This window comes from Fulvivirga sedimenti, from assembly GCF_020328055.1.
In genome coordinates, this window is sequence record NZ_JAIXNE010000003.1 from 530,931 (window position 1) to 549,847 (window position 18,917).

12 protein-coding genes are annotated in these 18,917 nt (G+C 45.2%); 4 read left to right on the forward strand and 8 right to left on the reverse strand.

What is annotated here, in order from left to right; translation table 11 throughout:
• Positions 1 to 78 precede the first annotated feature (78 nt).
• Positions 79 to 1,995 (forward strand): ribosomal protection-like ABC-F family protein, encoded by a 1,917-nt coding sequence (gene abc-f / locus LDX50_RS14625; RefSeq protein ID WP_225698044.1) that lies wholly within the window; start codon positions 79 to 81, stop codon positions 1,993 to 1,995.
• Here abc-f and LDX50_RS14630 read toward each other — a convergent pair.
• Together LDX50_RS14630 and LDX50_RS14635 are read right to left on the reverse strand one after the other, a co-directional pair.
• The gene (locus LDX50_RS14630; protein WP_225698045.1) at positions 1,992 to 3,260 is read right to left on the reverse strand and encodes an outer membrane beta-barrel protein; all 1,269 of its coding nucleotides are present in this window, start codon (positions 3,258 to 3,260) and stop codon (positions 1,992 to 1,994) included. The two genes, abc-f and LDX50_RS14630, sit on opposite strands and share 4 nt — an antisense overlap.
• A complete protein-coding gene (locus tag LDX50_RS14635) occupies positions 3,244 to 3,795 on the reverse strand; it encodes an RNA polymerase sigma factor (RefSeq protein WP_225698046.1) in 552 nt (183 codons plus the stop codon). The genes LDX50_RS14630 and LDX50_RS14635 overlap by 17 nt, the downstream gene beginning before the upstream one ends.
• Before the next feature lie 112 nt (positions 3,796 to 3,907).
• Here LDX50_RS14635 and LDX50_RS14640 point away from each other — a divergent pair, with 112 nt between their 5' ends.
• Positions 3,908 to 5,179: a type IX secretion system plug protein gene (locus LDX50_RS14640; RefSeq protein WP_225698047.1), complete on the forward strand. Its 1,272-nt coding sequence runs from the start codon at positions 3,908 to 3,910 to the stop codon at positions 5,177 to 5,179.
• On the opposite strand, the gene cas6 is transcribed toward LDX50_RS14640, so the two are convergent.
• The 4 genes from cas6 to LDX50_RS14660 form a co-directional block, all read right to left on the reverse strand.
• A complete protein-coding gene (cas6, locus tag LDX50_RS14645) occupies positions 5,160 to 5,966 on the reverse strand; it encodes a CRISPR-associated endoribonuclease Cas6 (RefSeq protein ID WP_225698048.1) in 807 nt (268 codons plus the stop codon). The genes LDX50_RS14640 and cas6 overlap by 20 nt on opposite strands.
• Positions 5,967 to 6,153: 187 nt before the next feature.
• A complete protein-coding gene (ychF, locus tag LDX50_RS14650; protein WP_225698049.1) occupies positions 6,154 to 7,251 on the reverse strand; it encodes a redox-regulated ATPase YchF in 1,098 nt (365 codons plus the stop codon).
• On the reverse strand, positions 7,212 to 8,351 hold the full coding sequence (locus LDX50_RS14655) for an AI-2E family transporter (RefSeq protein ID WP_225698050.1): 1,140 nt from the start codon (positions 8,349 to 8,351) through the stop codon (positions 7,212 to 7,214). The genes ychF and LDX50_RS14655 overlap by 40 nt, the downstream gene beginning before the upstream one ends.
• A gap of 65 nt (positions 8,352 to 8,416) precedes the next feature.
• Positions 8,417 to 8,779: a DUF3276 family protein gene (locus tag LDX50_RS14660; RefSeq protein ID WP_225698051.1), complete on the reverse strand. Its 363-nt coding sequence runs from the start codon at positions 8,777 to 8,779 to the stop codon at positions 8,417 to 8,419.
• A gap of 162 nt (positions 8,780 to 8,941) precedes the next feature.
• Between LDX50_RS14660 and LDX50_RS14665 the strand changes: the two genes are divergently transcribed.
• Entirely contained in the window at positions 8,942 to 9,844 is a 903-nt protein-coding gene (locus LDX50_RS14665; protein ID WP_225698052.1) for a DUF58 domain-containing protein, read from the forward strand.
• Here LDX50_RS14665 and LDX50_RS14670 read toward each other — a convergent pair.
• Complete coding sequence (locus tag LDX50_RS14670; RefSeq protein WP_225698053.1) at positions 9,841 to 10,185, reverse strand: 4Fe-4S binding protein; 345 nt, start codon at positions 10,183 to 10,185, stop codon at positions 9,841 to 9,843. The two genes, LDX50_RS14665 and LDX50_RS14670, sit on opposite strands and share 4 nt — an antisense overlap.
• Positions 10,186 to 10,285: 100 nt before the next feature.
• Here LDX50_RS14670 and LDX50_RS14675 point away from each other — a divergent pair, with 100 nt between their 5' ends.
• Positions 10,286 to 11,311, forward strand: a complete 1,026-nt coding sequence (locus LDX50_RS14675) for an acyl-CoA reductase (protein WP_225698054.1) — start codon at positions 10,286 to 10,288, stop codon at positions 11,309 to 11,311.
• A gap of 16 nt (positions 11,312 to 11,327) precedes the next feature.
• On the opposite strand, the gene LDX50_RS14680 is transcribed toward LDX50_RS14675, so the two are convergent.
• A complete protein-coding gene (locus LDX50_RS14680; RefSeq protein WP_225698055.1) occupies positions 11,328 to 18,917 on the reverse strand; it encodes a T9SS type B sorting domain-containing protein in 7,590 nt (2,529 codons plus the stop codon).

Below are 18,917 nucleotides of genomic sequence, written 5' to 3' on the forward strand. Positions count from 1 at the left end.
TTTGTACGAATCTAAGTTTTTTTCACTGATCTGCCATGCTGTGTAAGGTCATTTCTAATGGATTGCTACCTTTGCAGCATGCTTGCAATAAATAATCTGAGCTACTTCATCGGCGGAAGGGCATTGTATCAGAACGCCGCCCTGCACATTAAGCCCAAGGACAAGATCGGACTGATTGGTCTGAACGGGAAGGGAAAATCAACCCTGCTTAAATTGATCAATGGCGATTATCAGGCGGATGAAGGAGAAATTTCAAAGAGTAATGAATGTACCGTAGGTTTTCTGAACCAGGATCTTCTCTCCTATCTCACCGACGATAGTATTCTTACGGTTGCCATGACCGCTTTTGGAGAAGCAGTCGATACGCAGCGCCGGATAGAAAAGATATTAAAGAAACTGGAGACCGAATATTCTGACGAGTTGATTGACAAGCTCACAAAGCTTCAGGAAAAGTTTGAACGCCTCGAAGGATATTCAATGCAAGCCAAGGCAGAGGAGATACTTGAAGGGATCGGTTTCAGAACCGAAGATCTGCACCGTCCGCTGAAGCAATTCTCCGGGGGCTGGAGAATGCGTGTCATGCTGGCTAAACTCCTGCTGGAAAAACCTTCTCTTTTAATGCTCGATGAGCCCACCAACCACCTGGATCTGCCATCTATTGAATGGGTTGAGAATTATATCCGCAATTACGAAGGCGCTGTGATCATTGTTTCCCACGACCGCCAGTTTCTCAACAATACGGTAAGCAGAATTGTGGAAGTTTCCCAGGAGCAGTTGATCAGCTATGAGGGCAATTATGATTTCTACATGTCTGAAAAGGAATTGCGGTCTGAAATTCAGAAAAATGCTTTTGAAAATCAGCAGCAGAAGATCAAACAGACCGAACGATTTATTGAGCGATTCCGCGCAAAATCCACCAAGGCACGTCAGGTTCAATCACGCGTGAAGGCACTGGAACGAATGGATCGTGTGGAAGATGTGATCGATGATACTGCGGCGGTAAATTTCAAGTTCAAGTTCAAGCAAAAGTCGGGCAGATATGTCATGCGGCTGCATAATATATCCAAGGCATACGGAGACCTGTCTATTCTTAAAAATACGTCGGCGATTATTGAACGTGGAGATAAAATTGCGCTTATCGGAGCGAACGGAAAAGGTAAGTCTACCCTGCTGCGCATCATATCCGGTACGGAAATGATTGAAGGAGAGCGTGAGGAAGGTTACAATGTTATTGAGGGTTTCTATGCCCAGCACCAGCTCGAAGCGCTTCATGTGAATAATGAGATCCTTGAGGAATTGAAACAGGCCGGGAGTGATAAAACAGAGTTGGAACTGCGTCAGATACTGGGCTGTTTCCTTTTCAGTGATGACGATGTTTTCAAAAAGATCAAAGTGCTCTCCGGAGGTGAGAAATCACGTGTGGCACTGGCAAAAACGCTGATTTCTGAAGCTAATTTTTTACTGCTGGATGAACCTACCAACCACCTGGATTTCATTAGTGAGAATATCCTGATCCAGGCTCTTCAGCAGTACCAGGGAACCTTTGTCGTGGTAAGTCACAACCGTCATTTTATTTCTGAGGTAGCCAATAAGATCTGGTACATCGAGGACGAGGAAATTAAGGAATACCCGGGTACCTATCAGGAATATCTATACTGGCGCAATGAAATTAAAATGTCGGAACAGACGGAACCGGCAGAAAATGTCGTAAAAAAGGAGCCCGTAAAAAAAGAACGCCACAGGGAGCCGGAGGATCAGAAGGAACTGAAAAAACTGCAGGAAAAGCTGTCGGGTATTGAAGATGAAATTGCCGAAATTGAGTCTGAAATCGAAATGAGTGAGACGCATATGGCAAAGCCTGAAGTTTACGCTGATCCGGATGCGTTGTCTAAAGCAACCGTAACCTATGAAAAGTTGAAATCAAAGGTTAATTCGCTCCAGGACCAATGGGAAGACGTGGCAGGAAAAATCGATGAGCTGGAACAAACCTCCTAAAATACGTAGCTGAGGCGAAATCCCATTTCGAGAGATACCGGCGGACTGTCGTTTACATCCTTCTGAACGGCCGACAGGTACTGGCGAATTTGTGGGTAGGCACTCACCGTATAATGCCTTCCGAGAGGATAACTTACTTCAGCGCTAACCAGGGCACTAACTGCATATTTCTTAAAATTGGAATCCTCATCAAGGTTGGTTGATCCAAGGTTTCCTTCTGAATCTGAAACCCGGTGTTGCATGAGAATATCATTAGACATTCCTCCCAGGAGGGTAACATCCACTTTTTTGTCGAGTAGAACATAGCCTACCTGAACGGGTATCGAAACATACCCTATCCTATGCTCAACATCATATGGCTGAGTAACACTCAGCTGGGCATTTCCCTGATATTGTCGTACATCGAGCGCTACAGATTGCTGGTTCTCCGGTCCTGAAACCAGGTTGGAAGTACCACCTGCGGTTCGCTGACTGTAATTCAGCCCTCCCTGGATTACCCATCGGCGGCTGATTCTCTTACCTAATCCAAGTCCGACGTTCATTAATGTCCCTGTCGTATTCGTTTCGGTACGACCCACCATTATACTTCCGGAATTATTTTCAAAATCGGCCACCTGCAGCGATGATACCGAACCCGCAGTTGAAGTAACCGACCCGCCCGACAGATTCAATCCGGCCCAAAGTTGATCGCTTTTCAAATCTTTAGGCCCGGGCAGTACCGGAATCCGATGAAATACAGCCTCAGCAGGCCGATCAATAGATAAAGTATTAAACGGGTACAGACCTGCCAGCAACGGTGCTTCAAAAACGAACCATTCACCTGGTGCCACGTCTTTTAAAACGTCGGTTGTTTCTGGCTGATCCTGTAAATCTCCTGCAGCATCAGGTTGAATACCTGACAATAAATCATATGAATTGGCATAGGCTTCAGAGGCATCAATTGATCCTCCTTCCATTGAATTTGCGGTAATATCGGATGCTTGCTTCTCTACACTATTCTCCGCTGGTGATCCTAATTTGGCAGTTATTGATGAGGATGGCAACTCATCCCTGAAGGCTGAATAGTATACGCCTGCAGTGGTCATGGCAAAGAGCACAGAAGCTGCGATAGCGATTGGCAAGAGCCACATCCGTTTACCATTCCGGCCACTTGCATCGAGTCTTGCCTCAATCTCTTCCCAAATTTCGGGCCGGGGCTCAACCTCTGCACCTTTCATAGCCTGTTGCCAGGCTCTTTCAAAATTATTATTATTCTGAGCTTCCATAGGTTACTCCTTTTTCTTTCAATATTTTTTCTTGTAACAGGCTTCTGGCCCTTGCATACTGCGACTTTGAGGTTCCTTCGCTGATGCCCAGCATCCCGGCGATATCCCTGTGCGTGTAGCCTTCAATGGCGAACAGGTTGAAAATGGTCTGACAACCATCGGGCAGCTCCCTCACCATTTGGAGCAACTCCTCAAAATGGAAATCGGCCAATGTGAATTTCTCCCCTACATGCAAAGGCAGTTCATAGACGTCCGACATAGGGAAAGAGTATAACTTGCTTCGCTGGCTGTTCAGTGCAGTATTAACGACGATGCGTTTAATCCAGAAATAAAGACTCGATTCCTCCCTGAAATTTGAGATGTTTCTGAATATCTTAATAAATGATTCCTGAAGAATGTCCTCTGCCTCCAGTTCAGATTTGGAATAGCGCTTACTGATCGCCAGCATTTGCCCGGCAAATCTATCATAGAGCTCACGCTGGGATAAGCGGTCTCCCTGTTGACAACCTCTGATTAGCGCTTTTTCAGATTCCATGTATCTGTTCTTAGTGACCCGGAACCTGGAAGTTTGGTTGGAAGCCAGGTAAAAATATTTTCATAAATTCGTATTTATTGAAACATGGCAAAAATTTTGCCACAAAACGACTATGACATATCCCATTGCATCTGCGATTACCCTTCTATTGGGCCTTGTTTCCTTTTTCCAGAACGACAAAACGCTCAGGTATGAAGACTGGTCCTACGAGGCAGAAATAAGAACTGTCATGTTATATCCGTTTACGGGCCGGCCCCAGGATATGTTACAGCCTCCTGCAAGCCCTTTGGGCACACAGAACCTGGTTCTTGAATTTGACGACCTGGTTGACTCGCCGGAAGACTATATGGTGCGGATCATTCATTGCAACAGCGACTGGAAACCTTCCGGACTCAGGGCGCTTGATTATTTATTTGATTACAATGAATTCAATGTTAACTCCTATGAATTTTCGATCGACACCAAGCTCGCATACATTCATTACAGGTTTCAGGTTCCACGTGTAAAAATTCCGGGAAATTATCTCCTTGTCGCCTACCGGGAGAATAACCCAAAGGATATCATCCTTACAAAGCGTTTCATGGTGTTTGAGAACCGGGTGAATGTCCTTTTGAGCACCGGTCTTAATAATATAACATCATTGAGCCGGATGAATCAACAGCTTGACTTTGCCATCAACTATCAGGATTTCCCAATCCAAAATCCGATGGAGCAAATAACGATTGTACTGCGACAGAATCAGCGCTGGGATAATGTTATCCGTGTCACCAAGCCTACTTTTTTTAGAGAAATTGACAAGATGCTGGAATATCGGTTTTTCGCCGAGAAGGATTACTTCACCGGTGGTAATGAATTTCGCTTTTTTGACATGCGGTCCCTGAGATCTCCAGGGCAAAATGTTGCTTATACAGATCTTTCAAAGCGACCGACCCAGGTTGTTTTAGGAAAGGACAAGCCCCGTATATTCGAAGTTTATTCGCTGCTCAATGATCTGAATGGCAATTTCATTGTCTCAAATATGGATACAGGCAATGGAGTGGTAGAATCTGATTATGTGGAAACCGTATTTACCCTGGAAAGTGATCCGTTGCCGGGAGACGTCTATGTGGTTGGCAGGATGAACAACTATCATTATATCCCTGAGAATAAAATGCAGTACGACAGGTCGCGCGGCATATATACAGGCAGGCAAATATTAAAACAAGGCTGGTATGATTATCAGTATATCATCAAAAATGACACACTCCCGATGAATTACCTGGAAGGCAATCATTTTGAAACTGAAAATGAATATGAAATCCTCGTGTACTACACACCGTTAGAAATGCGTGGCGACCAGCTTGTTGGCTATCGCCACATTACACTTAATGAACGGTTGCGTTAAATTCGTATTTCAGCACACGGCTGTTGGGATCAGAATTAGCTACATCCAGCATCCCGAAACCTTTGTGGGTGAATTGACCCAACCCGCAGTTAAAGACGAAATCCAATACTTCGGGAGCCGCGTATAATGTGAACGGAAAGGTATAGCCCCTCACTTCATATTTCACATCCTGATCAAAGACCGGATAAATCCGCGCATACTTCTTTTGCTGAGCCGTTAACCGGGCGATATAATTTTTATCGGGGATCAGCTGAAATTTATAGAAGCTGGCGATCTGCTCGTCGGTAAAGTCTCCTGTACTGGCCATACGCTGAATCGTGGATTCGTACAGCAGGTCGGAAAACGAATCCGTTTCCGGCGGAATAAAGCGTTTTGCGGTACTGTCGTTGAAACTTGAGTTCATGAGAACAAGCGGGGAAATACAAATAAACTTTCCATATTCGCCCATTTCAACAGCTTCCTCCAATTCAACAAATTCCGGCTGAAGTGCCAGGGCACCAAGCTCCACTTTGGGAAAATCGAAAAGGTTCGCCAGAAAGTAATCGATAAAGTCCTTGCTGGGTGAAGAAAGCACCAACGTAACGCGTGATGAATAATAATGCAGCCCCTTACGGCTGATCTTCGTCTGTCCCTTCAACCCCGAAAAATTATAAAACGAATAGTTTATATACTTCTCGTCGCTGCCCTTCATAAGGACTCCCTTAATCATCTGAGCTAGCAAATATTGATGATGAAAGGGAATATGACTTCCTCTGTTCTTAAGTAGAAAAATGATCCTGACTCTCAATTTGTCTTCGTTTTTTTAAAAAATCAGGGCACAGGATATAGTAGAGTATAGCCTCAATGCCTTACGAATTTCATGGTCTATTCAAAAATCGTTGGATCTTCCAAGCGATTAAAAAATGCTATTATAGCTTCTAAAAATAGTATTAAAAGCTTAAATGTAAAAATTCATGTAATAAAATGTTTCAATTTTAAACGTTAAAGCGAAAATGCATGATATCCCCGTCTTTAACGATATAATCTTTTCCTTCCACTGCCATCTTCCCCGCCTCTTTACAGGCATTTTCAGTCCTGTATTTTTCGTAGTCATCCAATTTGATAACCTCTGCACGGATGAAGCCCTTTTCAAAATCGGTATGGATCACTCCAGCTGCCTGAGGGGCCTTCCATCCTCTCTTGATGGTCCAGGCACGAACTTCCTTCTCGCCGGCGGTAAAATATGTGATAAGGTTCAATATATGATATGCCGCCTTGATCAGCTTATTCAGTCCGGATTCTTTCAACCCATACTCTTCTAAAAACAAACTCCGCTCGTCAGGATCTTCCAGTTCAGCAATTTGTGCCTCAATGGATGCTGATATCACAATCACCTCTGCTTCCTCATCCTTTACCGCTTCCCGCAGGCGATCACTGTGCTCATTGCCTTCCGGCAAAGCACCTTCTTCCACATTCGCCACATAAATTACAGGCTTCACTGTTAGAAGGTGTATGTCATATATGGACTTTTTCTCCTCTTCGGTAACCACCAGTGACCGGGCATTTTTCCCGGATTCCAGATGAGCCTTGAATTTTTGGAGTACGGCGAGGTCTTTTTTCGCTGCCGCATCACCACTCTTTGCAACCTTTTCGAGACGCTGAATCTTCTTGTCAACAGATTCCAGATCCTTCAACTGAAGCTCGGTATCTATTACCTCTTTATCGGTAATCGGATCTACCTTGCCATCAACATGCACAATATTATCATCGTTGAAACAACGTACCACATGCGCTATCGCATCCACTTCCCTGATATTGGCAAGGAATTGATTACCAAGACCCTCCCCCTTGCTGGCACCCTTTACCAGGCCGGCAATATCCACAAATTCAATGGTGGTGGGCATTACCCGCTGTGGACTAACAAGGTCCTTCAGAATATTAAGACGTTCATCCGGAACCGTTATAACTCCTACATTCGGTTCAATTGTACAAAACGGAAAATTTGCCGCTTCAGCTTTATTATTAGAAATCGCATTAAAAAGTGTGGATTTTCCTACGTTCGGAAGTCCAACGATCCCGCATTTGAGTGCCATGGTTGCAAGCTTTGTGTTCGAAATACCTTATAACTTCGGTAGCCGGTGTATAATTCACCCAACGACACTCGCAAAACCGTGTAAACGGGTATTGCAACAATCATTCCCGGGATCCCGGCCAGCGAAGCGCCTGCAAATATAATTATAAAAATTTCCAAAGGATGCGCTTTCACACTTTTTGAGAAAATGAGCGGCTGCAATACGATATTATCAATTAGCTGAACGATTGCAAAGACCGAGGCGATCTTAATCACCAGCAAAAGAAAATCCTGTTGGGTAACAATATTGGCCCCGGTGGAAACCCCCACAATGATTCCAAAAGTAGCCCCCAAAATCGGACCCAGATAAGGAATCAGGTTTGCCACGGCCGCAAACAACGCGATGGTAAGTGCATATTTAATCCCGAGGATGGACAGACCGATGGCTGCGATGCTAAAAACAGAAAACATTTGAATCAGCAGTCCGACGAGGTAATTGGACAGCAACCTCTCAATCTTGTTAAAGGCCGCGATCGTCACTTCAAAATATTTATTGGGGATCAGGGAGATCAGCTGTTTACGCAAATATCCCATCTCATAAAGGAAGAAAAATGTGATAAATGAAACTGCAAGGACACCCACAAAGAAATTACCCGTGAATGAAAGTAACTCATTCAGAATGTTGCTGATGCGTATCGTAGAGATAAAGCTGATAAGTTTCTGTCTCAGCACATCCACCAGAAAACCAGGTTCGTCCCCGGTGAGGTTATTAACAATCATGAAATCCTCAAGGTCCTGCAGGGGAACCGTGGCGCGCTCATAAAGCTCTTCGTAATTAATTCTTCCAATCACCTGGATTTGTTCGGAGATCAGGGGTATAAACAGCACAACAAATGCTGAAATGAAAAGTATAAGTGCCGCGAAGGACATGATCACCGCCAGAAATCGCGGGATACGCTGCTTGAAGACATGAATTCGCGTTATTAGGTTGGTAAGGGGGCGCAATATCGCTGCCAGGACTACTGAAATAAGGATATAAATAAATATATCCGTAAAGAGCCAGCCCAGGAAAAGCAATGCCAGCACCAGTACAGCCAGGTATAGAATTGGCTTTCTCCTCATCACATCTTCTTAATAAAAAAAAGCCCCGAATCTCTCCGAGGCACCTCTGTTAACAATGAGTATAATCAATCCCATTTGAGCTCACTATCGAGCCCGCTGCCATTGGAATTATTGCTCTCATAATCACCGTCCTCATCACTCAGGCGATCATACTGTGAAAAGTCCACCTCCGGCAACAGTTCATCCTTCACATGATTTACAGTATTATGCAGTGCCTCTACGAACTTGTTGAAATCTTCCTTGTACAGGAAAATTTTATGCTTCTCATACGTAAAGCCATCATCCTTGTATCTGCGCTTGCTTTCGGTAATAGTTAAATAATAGTCATTAGAACGTGTCGCCTTAACATCAAAGAAATAAGTCCGTTTACCGGCACGCACCCTTTCCGAAAATATTTCTTCTCTTTCATTCGTATTGTTCTCTTCCACAATCCAGGTTATTTAGTTTATACTATCGTATTTTTTGAACAAATCAAGTCCTAATATAGTATAATAAAAGTATTCGATGCAAACAGCATTTTGCGATTTATCCATAAATTTCAGTAATATTCAGGGTAGATCAATTTAATAACATTCGCGTAACATCCGTACATGAAACTTCCACTCGACAGGATCAAAGAACTTGGGAATATAGACTTCCTCGCGCGTCAGCTCGTCGATGGATTCATTACCGGCCTGCATAAATCACCCTATCACGGCTTTTCCGTGGAGTTTGCAGAACATAAGCTGTATAATACCGGAGAAAGTACGCGACATATCGACTGGAAAGTATATGCCAAGACCGAACGGCTTTATACCAAGCGATATGAAGAAGAAACGAACCTGCGATGCCAGCTTGTCATTGATGTTTCATCCTCCATGTATTATCCCAGCGAAACGCGCGGTAAGCTAATGTACAGTCTGTTGAGTGCCGCGGCGCTTGCATTCATGCTCCAGCGACAGCGCGATGCTGTAGGTCTGGCTACATTTTCCGATAAAATAGAATATACTTCGCAAATTCGTTCTACCTCGACACATCTTAATAAGCTGTTTATACAGCTTCAGCAGCTGGCGGATGATGAAAAGGTTGAATCAAAAACTTCTGTAGCCACCATTCTGCATGAAATCGCTGAAATGAACCCCAGAAGATCCCTGATTATACTTTTCAGTGACATGTTCGACAGCCAGGATACAAATGAAATTTTCAAGGGCCTGCAGCATCTCAAGCACAACCAGCATGAAGTACTGTTATTTCATATCACCGATAAGAAAACAGAATTTGAATTTGCCTTTGATGACCGGCCCTATGAATTTATTGATCTTGAATCGGGTGAGAAAATGAAACTGAACCCGGCAGATGTAAAAACGGCCTATCGTGAACAGATAGACCGTTTCTATAAAGAATTGAAATTAAAATGCGGACAGTTGAAAATTGATTTTATCCCGATGGATATTCACAATGATTTCAATGACGTCCTTTATTCGTACCTGGTGAAGCGCTCTAAAATGCGTTAGAGGTGCATCCACTCCTTTTTTGCCAGTAACTCTTCTTCCGTCTCCTCATAATCAGGATCAGGAATACAGCAATCCACCGGACAAACCGCGGCACACTGCGGCTCTTCGTGGAAGCCTATGCATTCTGTACACTTACTTGGAACAATGTAGTAGAATTCATCTGATACGGGGTCCTGAGGCGCATCAGCCGCCACCAGTGTTCCGTCTTCCATTTCAACATTGTCCAGGTCTGTTCCACCACCCCATGTCCATTCCATGCCACCTTCATAAATGGCGGTATTCGGACATTCCGGTTCGCATGCACCACAATTGATGCATTCATCTGTTATCATTATTGCCATATGTCAGCTACTTAAGTCTTATCTAAATTTAACTGTTACAAAAATAGAAAGTATCTTCGTGGTCTCAAACAAAATAAACCATCCATTGGTTACGCTTTCTATGGGAATTAACATTTTTCAGAAGGAATTCATTCAGGCAATATCGAATCTTCAGCATAAACTGAAAGATTTATCAGAAGAAGAAATGGATACCCTTGCCCTGAGGGCCTCCAATGAAAACCCATGGTTTACCAGGGAGAATGTGGAATTTGCTTTTACAGGCATTACCTCCATGTTGAATGAACCTTCTCTCACCCAGTGGCTCTCCGGATATGATACCGTAAGCAAACCATCCAGGATCGGGCTCATCCTGGCTGGCAATATTCCGCTGGTCGGCTTTCACGACTTGTTATGCGTTCTTGCGAGTGGTAATTATGCAGTCGTTAAAATGAGTTCAAAGGACAATGTGCTCATGCAGTTCATGATCGGCCAGATATCCGAAGTAAGTCCGAAAATTGGTGAAAGGATTATCCTTCAGGAAAGACTGAACGATGTGGACGCGATCATTGCCACTGGGAGTGATAATTCAGCCAGGTACTTTGAATATTACTTCGGGAAATATCCTAACATAATCCGGAAAAACAGAACGTCTGTTGCCGTTCTCACAGGATCGGAAGATGCTGAAGACTTTAAGCGACTGGGGTCGGATATATTTACATATTTCGGACTGGGTTGCAGAAATGTATCAAAGCTTTATGTCCCCGAAAAATTTGATTTTACACCCTTCTTTGAAGGGATTCAGCAATATGCCAATGTAATTCACCAGCATAAATACAATAACAACTACGACTTCAATAAGTCTGTATTGCTGGTAAACGGCGAACCGCATCTGGATAACGGCTTTCTGCTGTTGCAGTCGACCTCACAGCTGGTCTCACCGGTTGGGGTTCTGTTCTTTGAAACCTATGCAACACCCCGGGAACTCGAAGAAATGCTGGGTCAGCAGCGTGATAAGATCCAGTGTATCGTAGAGGCTGAAAAGACCCGTTTAATTACGGGAGCTGTGCCTTTTGGTAAAGCACAGCTGCCCGAATTATGGGATTATGCTGATAATGTGGATACGATGGAATTTTTGATGAGCCTTTAAGCCCGGGATCGAAAATTTAAGGGGCTATATTCCGTAAAATCTCAACCCAACCCTTATACTCTTCTCCATCTACCATGATATGGTAGAAATAAACACCATCCGGCAGATCACCACCGTCCCAGTTATTCTGGTAATTGTCTGAACTGAAAACACGTTTACCCCAACGGTTCGTAATAATCAGCTTCACATCATTATCCGGCTTATTTCGGATGAAGAATGTCTGGTTATCACCATCTCCGTTCGGCGTAAAAATATTCGGAATAAAGATGTCTGTATCCAACGGCACCCGGGCCACCAATTCAATGGAACAGCCCTGCTGATCCGCAACAAATACGCGATAACGCCCGGCAGGTATATCCTCATAAAGCTTCTCAAAATCAAGATTGCTATTGAGACGTACAGTATCAAAATCAGTAGAGAACGATTGTCCCGGCACTGCCGCTGAATCAAGCTCTATGGCAATCAGGTAAGGGAAGTCATTATCAACCGGCTGATACCCACCTATAAAATTGATTATCTGCATGGTACCTGTTGCCCTGTCGGGAAGCGATTTTGTCGTTACTCCGATCTGCGCCATCAATGGTGCCGGGATCAGCAGGTTCTCGGGATGATCATAGCGGATTTCCTGACCCGCACATATTGCCGGACTTTGAACAAGTCTCAATTTATATTCCTTGTTGGTTGTCAGGAAGAAATAATTCTCGATCAAATATTGGTTTCCAATATTCAGATTAAAGGTAATTTCCTCTACCAGCTGCGATGACAGATTATCAAATACACGTAACGTATAGGCGGTATTCGGATCACCCTGAATATCGGTGAGCAACAGCTGTTTCAAATTCGTACCGCCTGAACAGGTCAGCGCAAAATCAAAGAATACAGGCTGCGGTCCTCCGCTGATCGTTCTTTCCAGTTCAACCGGGCAGAAATTTGGATTTGTTGGAATCACAACCACCAAATATGCGGCGGAGATCAGCGTATCAAATTCAATATAACCGCCATTGTAGGTCAGATCCTCGTAAATTACCTGGCCCGCCTGTGCTCCATCCAGGGCCTCAATGGTTAGTCGGTAAGGACCTGGTACATCAATCGTATTATTTACCTGAATCTGTAAACCTCCGCTTCGGCCGTCATTTGAACAATCTGCCTGGATTACATTGGCCACAAGATCCACCTGGTTAGGCGAACCTACAGTGACAGGTATACGCTTGATACATCCGCCCTCATCCTGAATGAACACCGAATAAGCTCCAGCGGTAAGATCAGTCACTAACTCCTCGGCAGTGAATGGCTTAAAGTCTCCTGCCGGACCATTTCCAGGCACGACGGAGATCTGCCAAAGGTTATTAGGCGAATTACCACCCATCGGCGGGAAGGTAACTGTAATAGTGCCTTCATTGCCGTCACAAGAAGTTACCGGTGTTGACGCCACTGGCGTTACAATTTCCGGGTACAAATTATTGATGGTTACAAATACCTCTTCCGGACAAACATCCGAGGCATCATCACGGATCAGAATACCAATTGGTGAATCCGCCGCTGATAAATTGGTAACGGTAAATACCGAAGTAAGCGCCTGATTCCAGAGGACTCCATCCAGTGAATATTCGTATGGTGCATTTCCACCGCTAAGAATCTCTATTGTTGCCTGTCCGTCTGGTTCATTAAAACATTCACTGTCAACAACGTCAATTACAGCTGCCTCGAGAATTGTCTCATTCTCAAGTGTGAATGGCAGTGTACAGGTATTGCCATTGGTATCTGTAATGGTATACTGGTAATCATCTGCCGAAAGATCTTCGAAAAGGACCGGAATACCGGATGCTCCAATTTCACCCTGGTTAAATCCGTTGCTTCCAGACAACACCACAGTATAGCTTCCAGATCCTCCCGTTATGAGGAAACTCAGGGATCCTTCATCAGGAAGATTACACGGAGGCCTTACAGGTGTCACCTGTACTATGAATGCTCCACAACCTGCTCCACCGGTACAAGCCGGGTCGGTTGGCGGACGAACAGAAATATTTACAACATTCGAAGAAACCGGACCTGCAGGCGCACAGGATGCTGCAGGATCAGGATTCACTATAACATTCACCTGGTCTCCATCCGCCAATGTATTCGTAGTAAAGACATCTGAATTGGCACCTGCAACCGGAGCTCCGTTAATCTGCCATTGGTAAGTCGGGTTCAATCCAGCTTCTGTTACCGAAGCGGTAAACTGAACAGGGTTACCTGAGCAGATGGTTGTATTGTTAGCGACAACCGAAACAGAAGGATTTAGCGAATTAACAACATTGATGGTATACGGTGACGAAGTAATCACAGGATTATTCACACATGTTGCTGCAGGATCTGCTGTAAGAACAACTGTAACATTATCCCCGTCGGCCAGTGTGGATGAAGTGAATGTGATATTCGTCTCACCTGCCACATCAGCACCATTCACCTGCCACTGGAATGTTGGATTAGCACCGGCATTCTGCGCTGTAGCAGTGAATGTTACAGCATCGCCGACACAAACAGGATCCTGATCAGCATCGATCGATACCGAAGCAGTAAGATCTGAAACCGTAGAAAGGGTAATTTCATTACTGATTACTGTTGTAACAGTTGCACATGTTAACGCAGGATCTGCTGTTACAACCGCTCTGATCACATCACCGTCATTCAAACCGGCGGAAGTGAATGTTGTACCTGTCTCACCCGCTGCATCAGTACCATTCACCTGCCATTGAATAGCAGGAGAAGCACCAGCGTCTGAAATGTTAACAGTAAATGTTGCCAGATCACCAATACACACAGGGTTCTGATCAACAGTAATATCTGCTACAGGAGTAACCGCATCCTGTACCAGAATGGTTACAGGGGCTGAGGTAAACGGACTGTTGGGAACGCAACCTGCAGAAGGATCGGCAGTCACTACTACCGTAATCTGGTCTCCGTTCAGCAAGCCGGTTGCTACATATGTAGAACTGGTGGCAGCAGAAATATCCAGACCATTTAATTGCCATTGATAGGTAGGATTCGCTCCTCCATCAGTAACCGCAGCATCGAAGGTGACATCTTCGCCGGCACAGATACTGGTATTATCTGCCGTTACATTGACAGTCATTGGTGTACCAGCCTGAACCTGCTGGGTTATCTCATTTGATGTTACGGGACTGTTATTCACACAGGTAGCTAATGGGTCTGCCGAAACAACCAGGCGCACGATATCTCCGTCATTGAGTGAGTTTGAAGTAAACGTGGGAGCTATTGCACCTGCAACATCAACACCATTTACCTGCCATTGATACGTAGGGTTCGCACCTGCATCCGTAACAGTTGACTGGAAGATAACATCTTCACCTATACATGCGGGGTTCGCTGAGCTTATTATGCTTGCTGTTGCTGTGAGATCACTCACAATATTAATGGCTATCTCATTCGACTGAGCTGTAATATTGGTCACACAGGTAAGTGCAGGATCTGTACCGATCGTAACACGCACCAGATCACCGTCATTCAAAGACGATGTTGTGAAGGTTTCTGATGTTTCACCTGGCACATCTACTCCGTTAACCTGCCACTGATATGTTGGAAGTGCCCCTGCATTCGTTGTTACCGCCGTGAAAGTGACATCTGTTCCGATACAAACAGGGTTCTGATCGGCACTTATCGTAACATCCGCGGTTAATGCATTGGTTGAATTATAAGTAATCTCGTTTGAAGTGGCCGGATTGTTGATCACACAGGTAATCGTCGGATCTGCCGTCACGATGGCTCTTACGATATCACCGTCATTCAGCAGTGTTGTCGTAAAGTTAGGTGAAGTCGCACCCGGAACACTTACGCCATTCACCTGCCACTGATAAGTTGGGTTGGTTCCTGCATCTACCGGTGTTGCAGTAAATGTAGTGGGTGTACCAATACACGCGGGCAGCTGGTCTGCAGCGATAGTTACAGATACGTCATTCGCAGGTGAAATCAGAGATGCATTAAAAGAAACCCTTGCCTCGCCATCATTCTCGAAATATTCTAACACAAGATCAGTCGATCCATCCAAACAGATATTGATCGTTCGGGTAGTATAGGTTTGTAGAATAAATTCATCAATAATAAAAGTAGCACCGCCGTCGAGGGACAGTCTGAAACCATCGTCCCCTCCTACTGTGATCTGGTACGTTCCTGGCGCAAAATTCTTTCTCAGCTTAAAACGAATGCTGAAATTATCATCATACACCCCGCATAAATCAGGTCCGCTAAGGGGTGTAAGATTATTCCCCAGATTTAAGTCAAAATTTTCAGGCTGATTAATGAATCCCTTGTATTTCGCGGGATCAAAGTCTACACGGCCGGGATATGGAGGACCTGTCGGACCGTCTTCATATACATATCCAATCCAGTCTCCAGAGCCAAAACTCACCTGGTCTCCAACGATCGGCTGCACCGTTACAGTAGCGCTGCTTCCGAGTGGATCGGTTGTACATCCTGTACCCAGGTCAGTAACGCGGACAAGATCGTAGGTAGTAGTTGTCCCTGGATTCACCTGGAAAATAAACGGAGATGCAGCAACATTAACTGTTGTCTCAGCTACACCATCGCTGTAAGTGAGATCCCATGGCCCAACTCCAGTTAGGTCAACACCAAGGTCGGCCGGTGAACCTTCACAAGCTGTTATATCACCCTGGAATATTGCGGTTGGTGCATCTGAAACACTAACGGTGGGCTGATCGGTAAGAATTGCCGAACACCCTGCTCCATTCAAAGCAGCAATTTGATATGTTGTATTAACAGCTGGTGCCTGTGCAGAAGGAATAATAAGATCTACATTCCCTCCGTTTCCGGCCACTGTTACCGGTGGAGTGAGCGGGTTTCCTCCCAGATCCTGAAGTTCGTACGTGACGCCGTTTTCCGAACCTGAAATGGTGATCGTAACCGGATCGGAAGAAGGGTTACAGGATGCAGCATCGGATACTGCAAGTGAAATGTCCGGCTGTGGACTAACCGTTACCACCGGTTCATTTGCGTTGATTATCTCACCACACCCTACTATCTGGGCTACAACACGGTAGGTGGTAGTTACTGCGGGGGCGTTTGCCTGAAGGATAACAAGATCAAGGTCTCCACCTGTACTCACAGCGGTAACCGGAGGCGTAAGAGAAGCTCCTGACTGGGTCTGTAATTCATAGGTCAGGCCTGCTGTAGTTCCGCTAACAGTGATTATCACATCTGAAAGTGCAGGATCACAAATCGTAGGATTCGTTACAGGAAGGTTAATGGAAGGTTCTCCAATGATCAAATCTGCCGTTGTTACCGGACCGCAAGCATTAGCATCCGTAATTTCAACCGTGTAGGTACCTGAAACAAGACCTGCAAATATTCCCGTCGCATTCGAAATTGCACCGGGCTGGAGGGTATAGGTAAGTGCGCCAGTACCACCTGAAGCTGTAACAGCTATGCTTCCGTCATTTCCGCCGCCACAGGTAGCATCCACTGTGACTACATTATCAATGACAATAGCTGCCGGATCAGTAAGTGTTATGGTCCCTGTTACCTCAGGTCCGCATCCGTTATCATCCGTTATCTCAACTGTGTAATCACCTGCCACGAGGTTATCGAATACACCCGTCGTATTCGAAACCCCGGCAGGTTGTATCGTGTAGGTAATTGTACCCGTACCGCCCGATGCGGCAACCGTAATGTTTCCATCAGCAGCGGCGTTACAAAGAGGGTCTGTAAAGCTGGTATTGTCAATTACAATTGCAGGAGGCGCAGAAATTATGATGTCACCAGTATTGATCGGACCACAACCATTTGCCTCCGTAATATCGATGTTATAGGTTCCTGGAGCAAGGTTATTGAAAACCCCGGTATTGTTTGAAACAGCACCCGGATTCAATGTGAATGTATAGGGTGTTACTCCACCGCTAACGGCAACGCTGATTGTACCGTCCGTTGAAGTAGCACAGGTAACGTCGGTTGCTGTAATATTATCAATAACCGGCAATGCAGGCTCAGTAATGTTGATTGCAGCTGTCGTAACCGGTCCGCAGGCCGTTGCATCATCCACTTCTACTGTGTATACGCCAGCGGCAAGACCTGGAAATATACCCGTAGCATTGGTAATATTTAATGGCTGCAATGTATAGCTTAACGGAGCTGTACCCCCGGAAGCCACCACAGTTATGGAGCCATCTGCTCCGCTGTTGCAGGTAACATTCGTTGAAGCCACATTATCAATCGTGATGGCTGTTGGTTCAGTGATGGTGATCGTAGGAGTGGCGAACGGACCACAGGCATTGGCATCTGATACATCTACCGTGTAATCCCCTGCGGCAAGACCAGTAAATACCCCGGTGCCATTGGAGATTCCACCGGGCTGCAGGGTATAGACAATTGCACCGGTCCCCCCTGAAGCTGCAACGGTAATTGTACCGTCATTTCCGGCATTACAGGTTGCATCGGTTGAGGAAAAAGTATCTATAACAATCGCCGGGGGCTCGGTGATATTGATTAGCTGGGACTGCGCACAGCCGTCCGCATCGGTTACGCTAATTTCTATTACACCCGGACCTGCCGCTGAAAAATCCAGTGATGCCGCATTCGGCGTAATCGTTGCGCCTGCAGTATTCTGATCGACAGTAAAATTGAACGGACCATTTCCGCCGGTTACCGTAAATGTTCCGGCACCATCCGCTACTGCATTACAATTCAGTAAAATGTCTCCGGGAGATACCAGTTGAAGGTTATTCCAGGTAATGGTCACCTGATCCGTTGTTCCGGGGCAAATTCCACCATCGTCGGTGATGAACCATTCAAAAATATTATCGCCTTCCGATAAGCCGCTAACGGCTGAATTCGGATCATTGGGATCTGCAAATGTTCCCGTTCCTGATACCACACTCCAGCTGCCTATTTCACCTGGATTCCGGTATACATTACCTGCCAGGACAGCACTATTATCACAAACCACCTGATCCGGACCGGCATCAGCAGCAGTAATAATTGGCACAAAAATATCGATGATATCAATAGTACAACCTTTATCATCTGTTATTGTCACACTGTAATCCCCAGCATCAAGGTTAACAGGATCCTGAACATTCCCGGGATTTGTAGGGCCAGACCACGCGTATGAATAATTGCCATTTCCGCCTGAAACTGAAATGTCGATGGCTCCTGTTCCGGGTGAACATGCGGGAGTTACGTTGTCCAGTCCTGCTACAAGCGGGGTTGGCTGAAATATTTGAAAAGGGCCGGAATTACTGAAACCCGTACAGCTCGGATCAGATGGAAAGGTTATAAAAATTGAATAGTCGGCCGCCGGCAAATTGGTGAATGTGATACTGGGCGTATTAGCAACCTGGTTCTGAATCACTGCATCACCGCTCAATGGAATTCCGACTATAATATAATTGTACAGCCCGGTGTATCCGTTCGGATTGTTAAGAACAATTTCAAGTGTTCCATCATCAAAGCCATTACAGGTAACATCCGTCAGGTTTACCGTAATATCATTTACAGGACATTGCGCCTGCACCGAATACAACGGTGCGAGCAGAAATGATAGGGCTATAAATAATCGCAATACTTGCGGATAGCGTAAAAAATATCCTTTCAT

What these genes read in the sequence shown, in the direction of transcription:
- abc-f (WP_225698044.1), top strand. Translation starts at nt 79, where the DNA reads ATGCTTGCAATAAATAATCTGAGCTACTTCATCGGCGGAAGGGCATTG.
- LDX50_RS14630 (WP_225698045.1), bottom strand. Translation starts at nt 3,260, where the DNA reads ATGGAAGCTCAGAATAATAATAATTTTGAAAGAGCCTGGCAACAGGCT.
- LDX50_RS14635 (WP_225698046.1), bottom strand. Translation starts at nt 3,795, where the DNA reads ATGGAATCTGAAAAAGCGCTAATCAGAGGTTGTCAACAGGGAGACCGC.
- LDX50_RS14640 (WP_225698047.1), top strand. Translation starts at nt 3,908, where the DNA reads ATGACATATCCCATTGCATCTGCGATTACCCTTCTATTGGGCCTTGTT.
- ychF (WP_225698049.1), bottom strand. Translation starts at nt 7,251, where the DNA reads ATGGCACTCAAATGCGGGATCGTTGGACTTCCGAACGTAGGAAAATCC.
- LDX50_RS14655 (WP_225698050.1), bottom strand. Translation starts at nt 8,351, where the DNA reads ATGAGGAGAAAGCCAATTCTATACCTGGCTGTACTGGTGCTGGCATTG.
- LDX50_RS14665 (WP_225698052.1), top strand. Translation starts at nt 8,942, where the DNA reads ATGAAACTTCCACTCGACAGGATCAAAGAACTTGGGAATATAGACTTC.
- LDX50_RS14670 (WP_225698053.1), bottom strand. Translation starts at nt 10,185, where the DNA reads ATGGCAATAATGATAACAGATGAATGCATCAATTGTGGTGCATGCGAA.
- LDX50_RS14675 (WP_225698054.1), top strand. Translation starts at nt 10,286, where the DNA reads ATGGGAATTAACATTTTTCAGAAGGAATTCATTCAGGCAATATCGAAT.
- LDX50_RS14680 (WP_225698055.1), bottom strand. Translation starts at nt 18,917, where the DNA reads ATGAAAGGATATTTTTTACGCTATCCGCAAGTATTGCGATTATTTATA.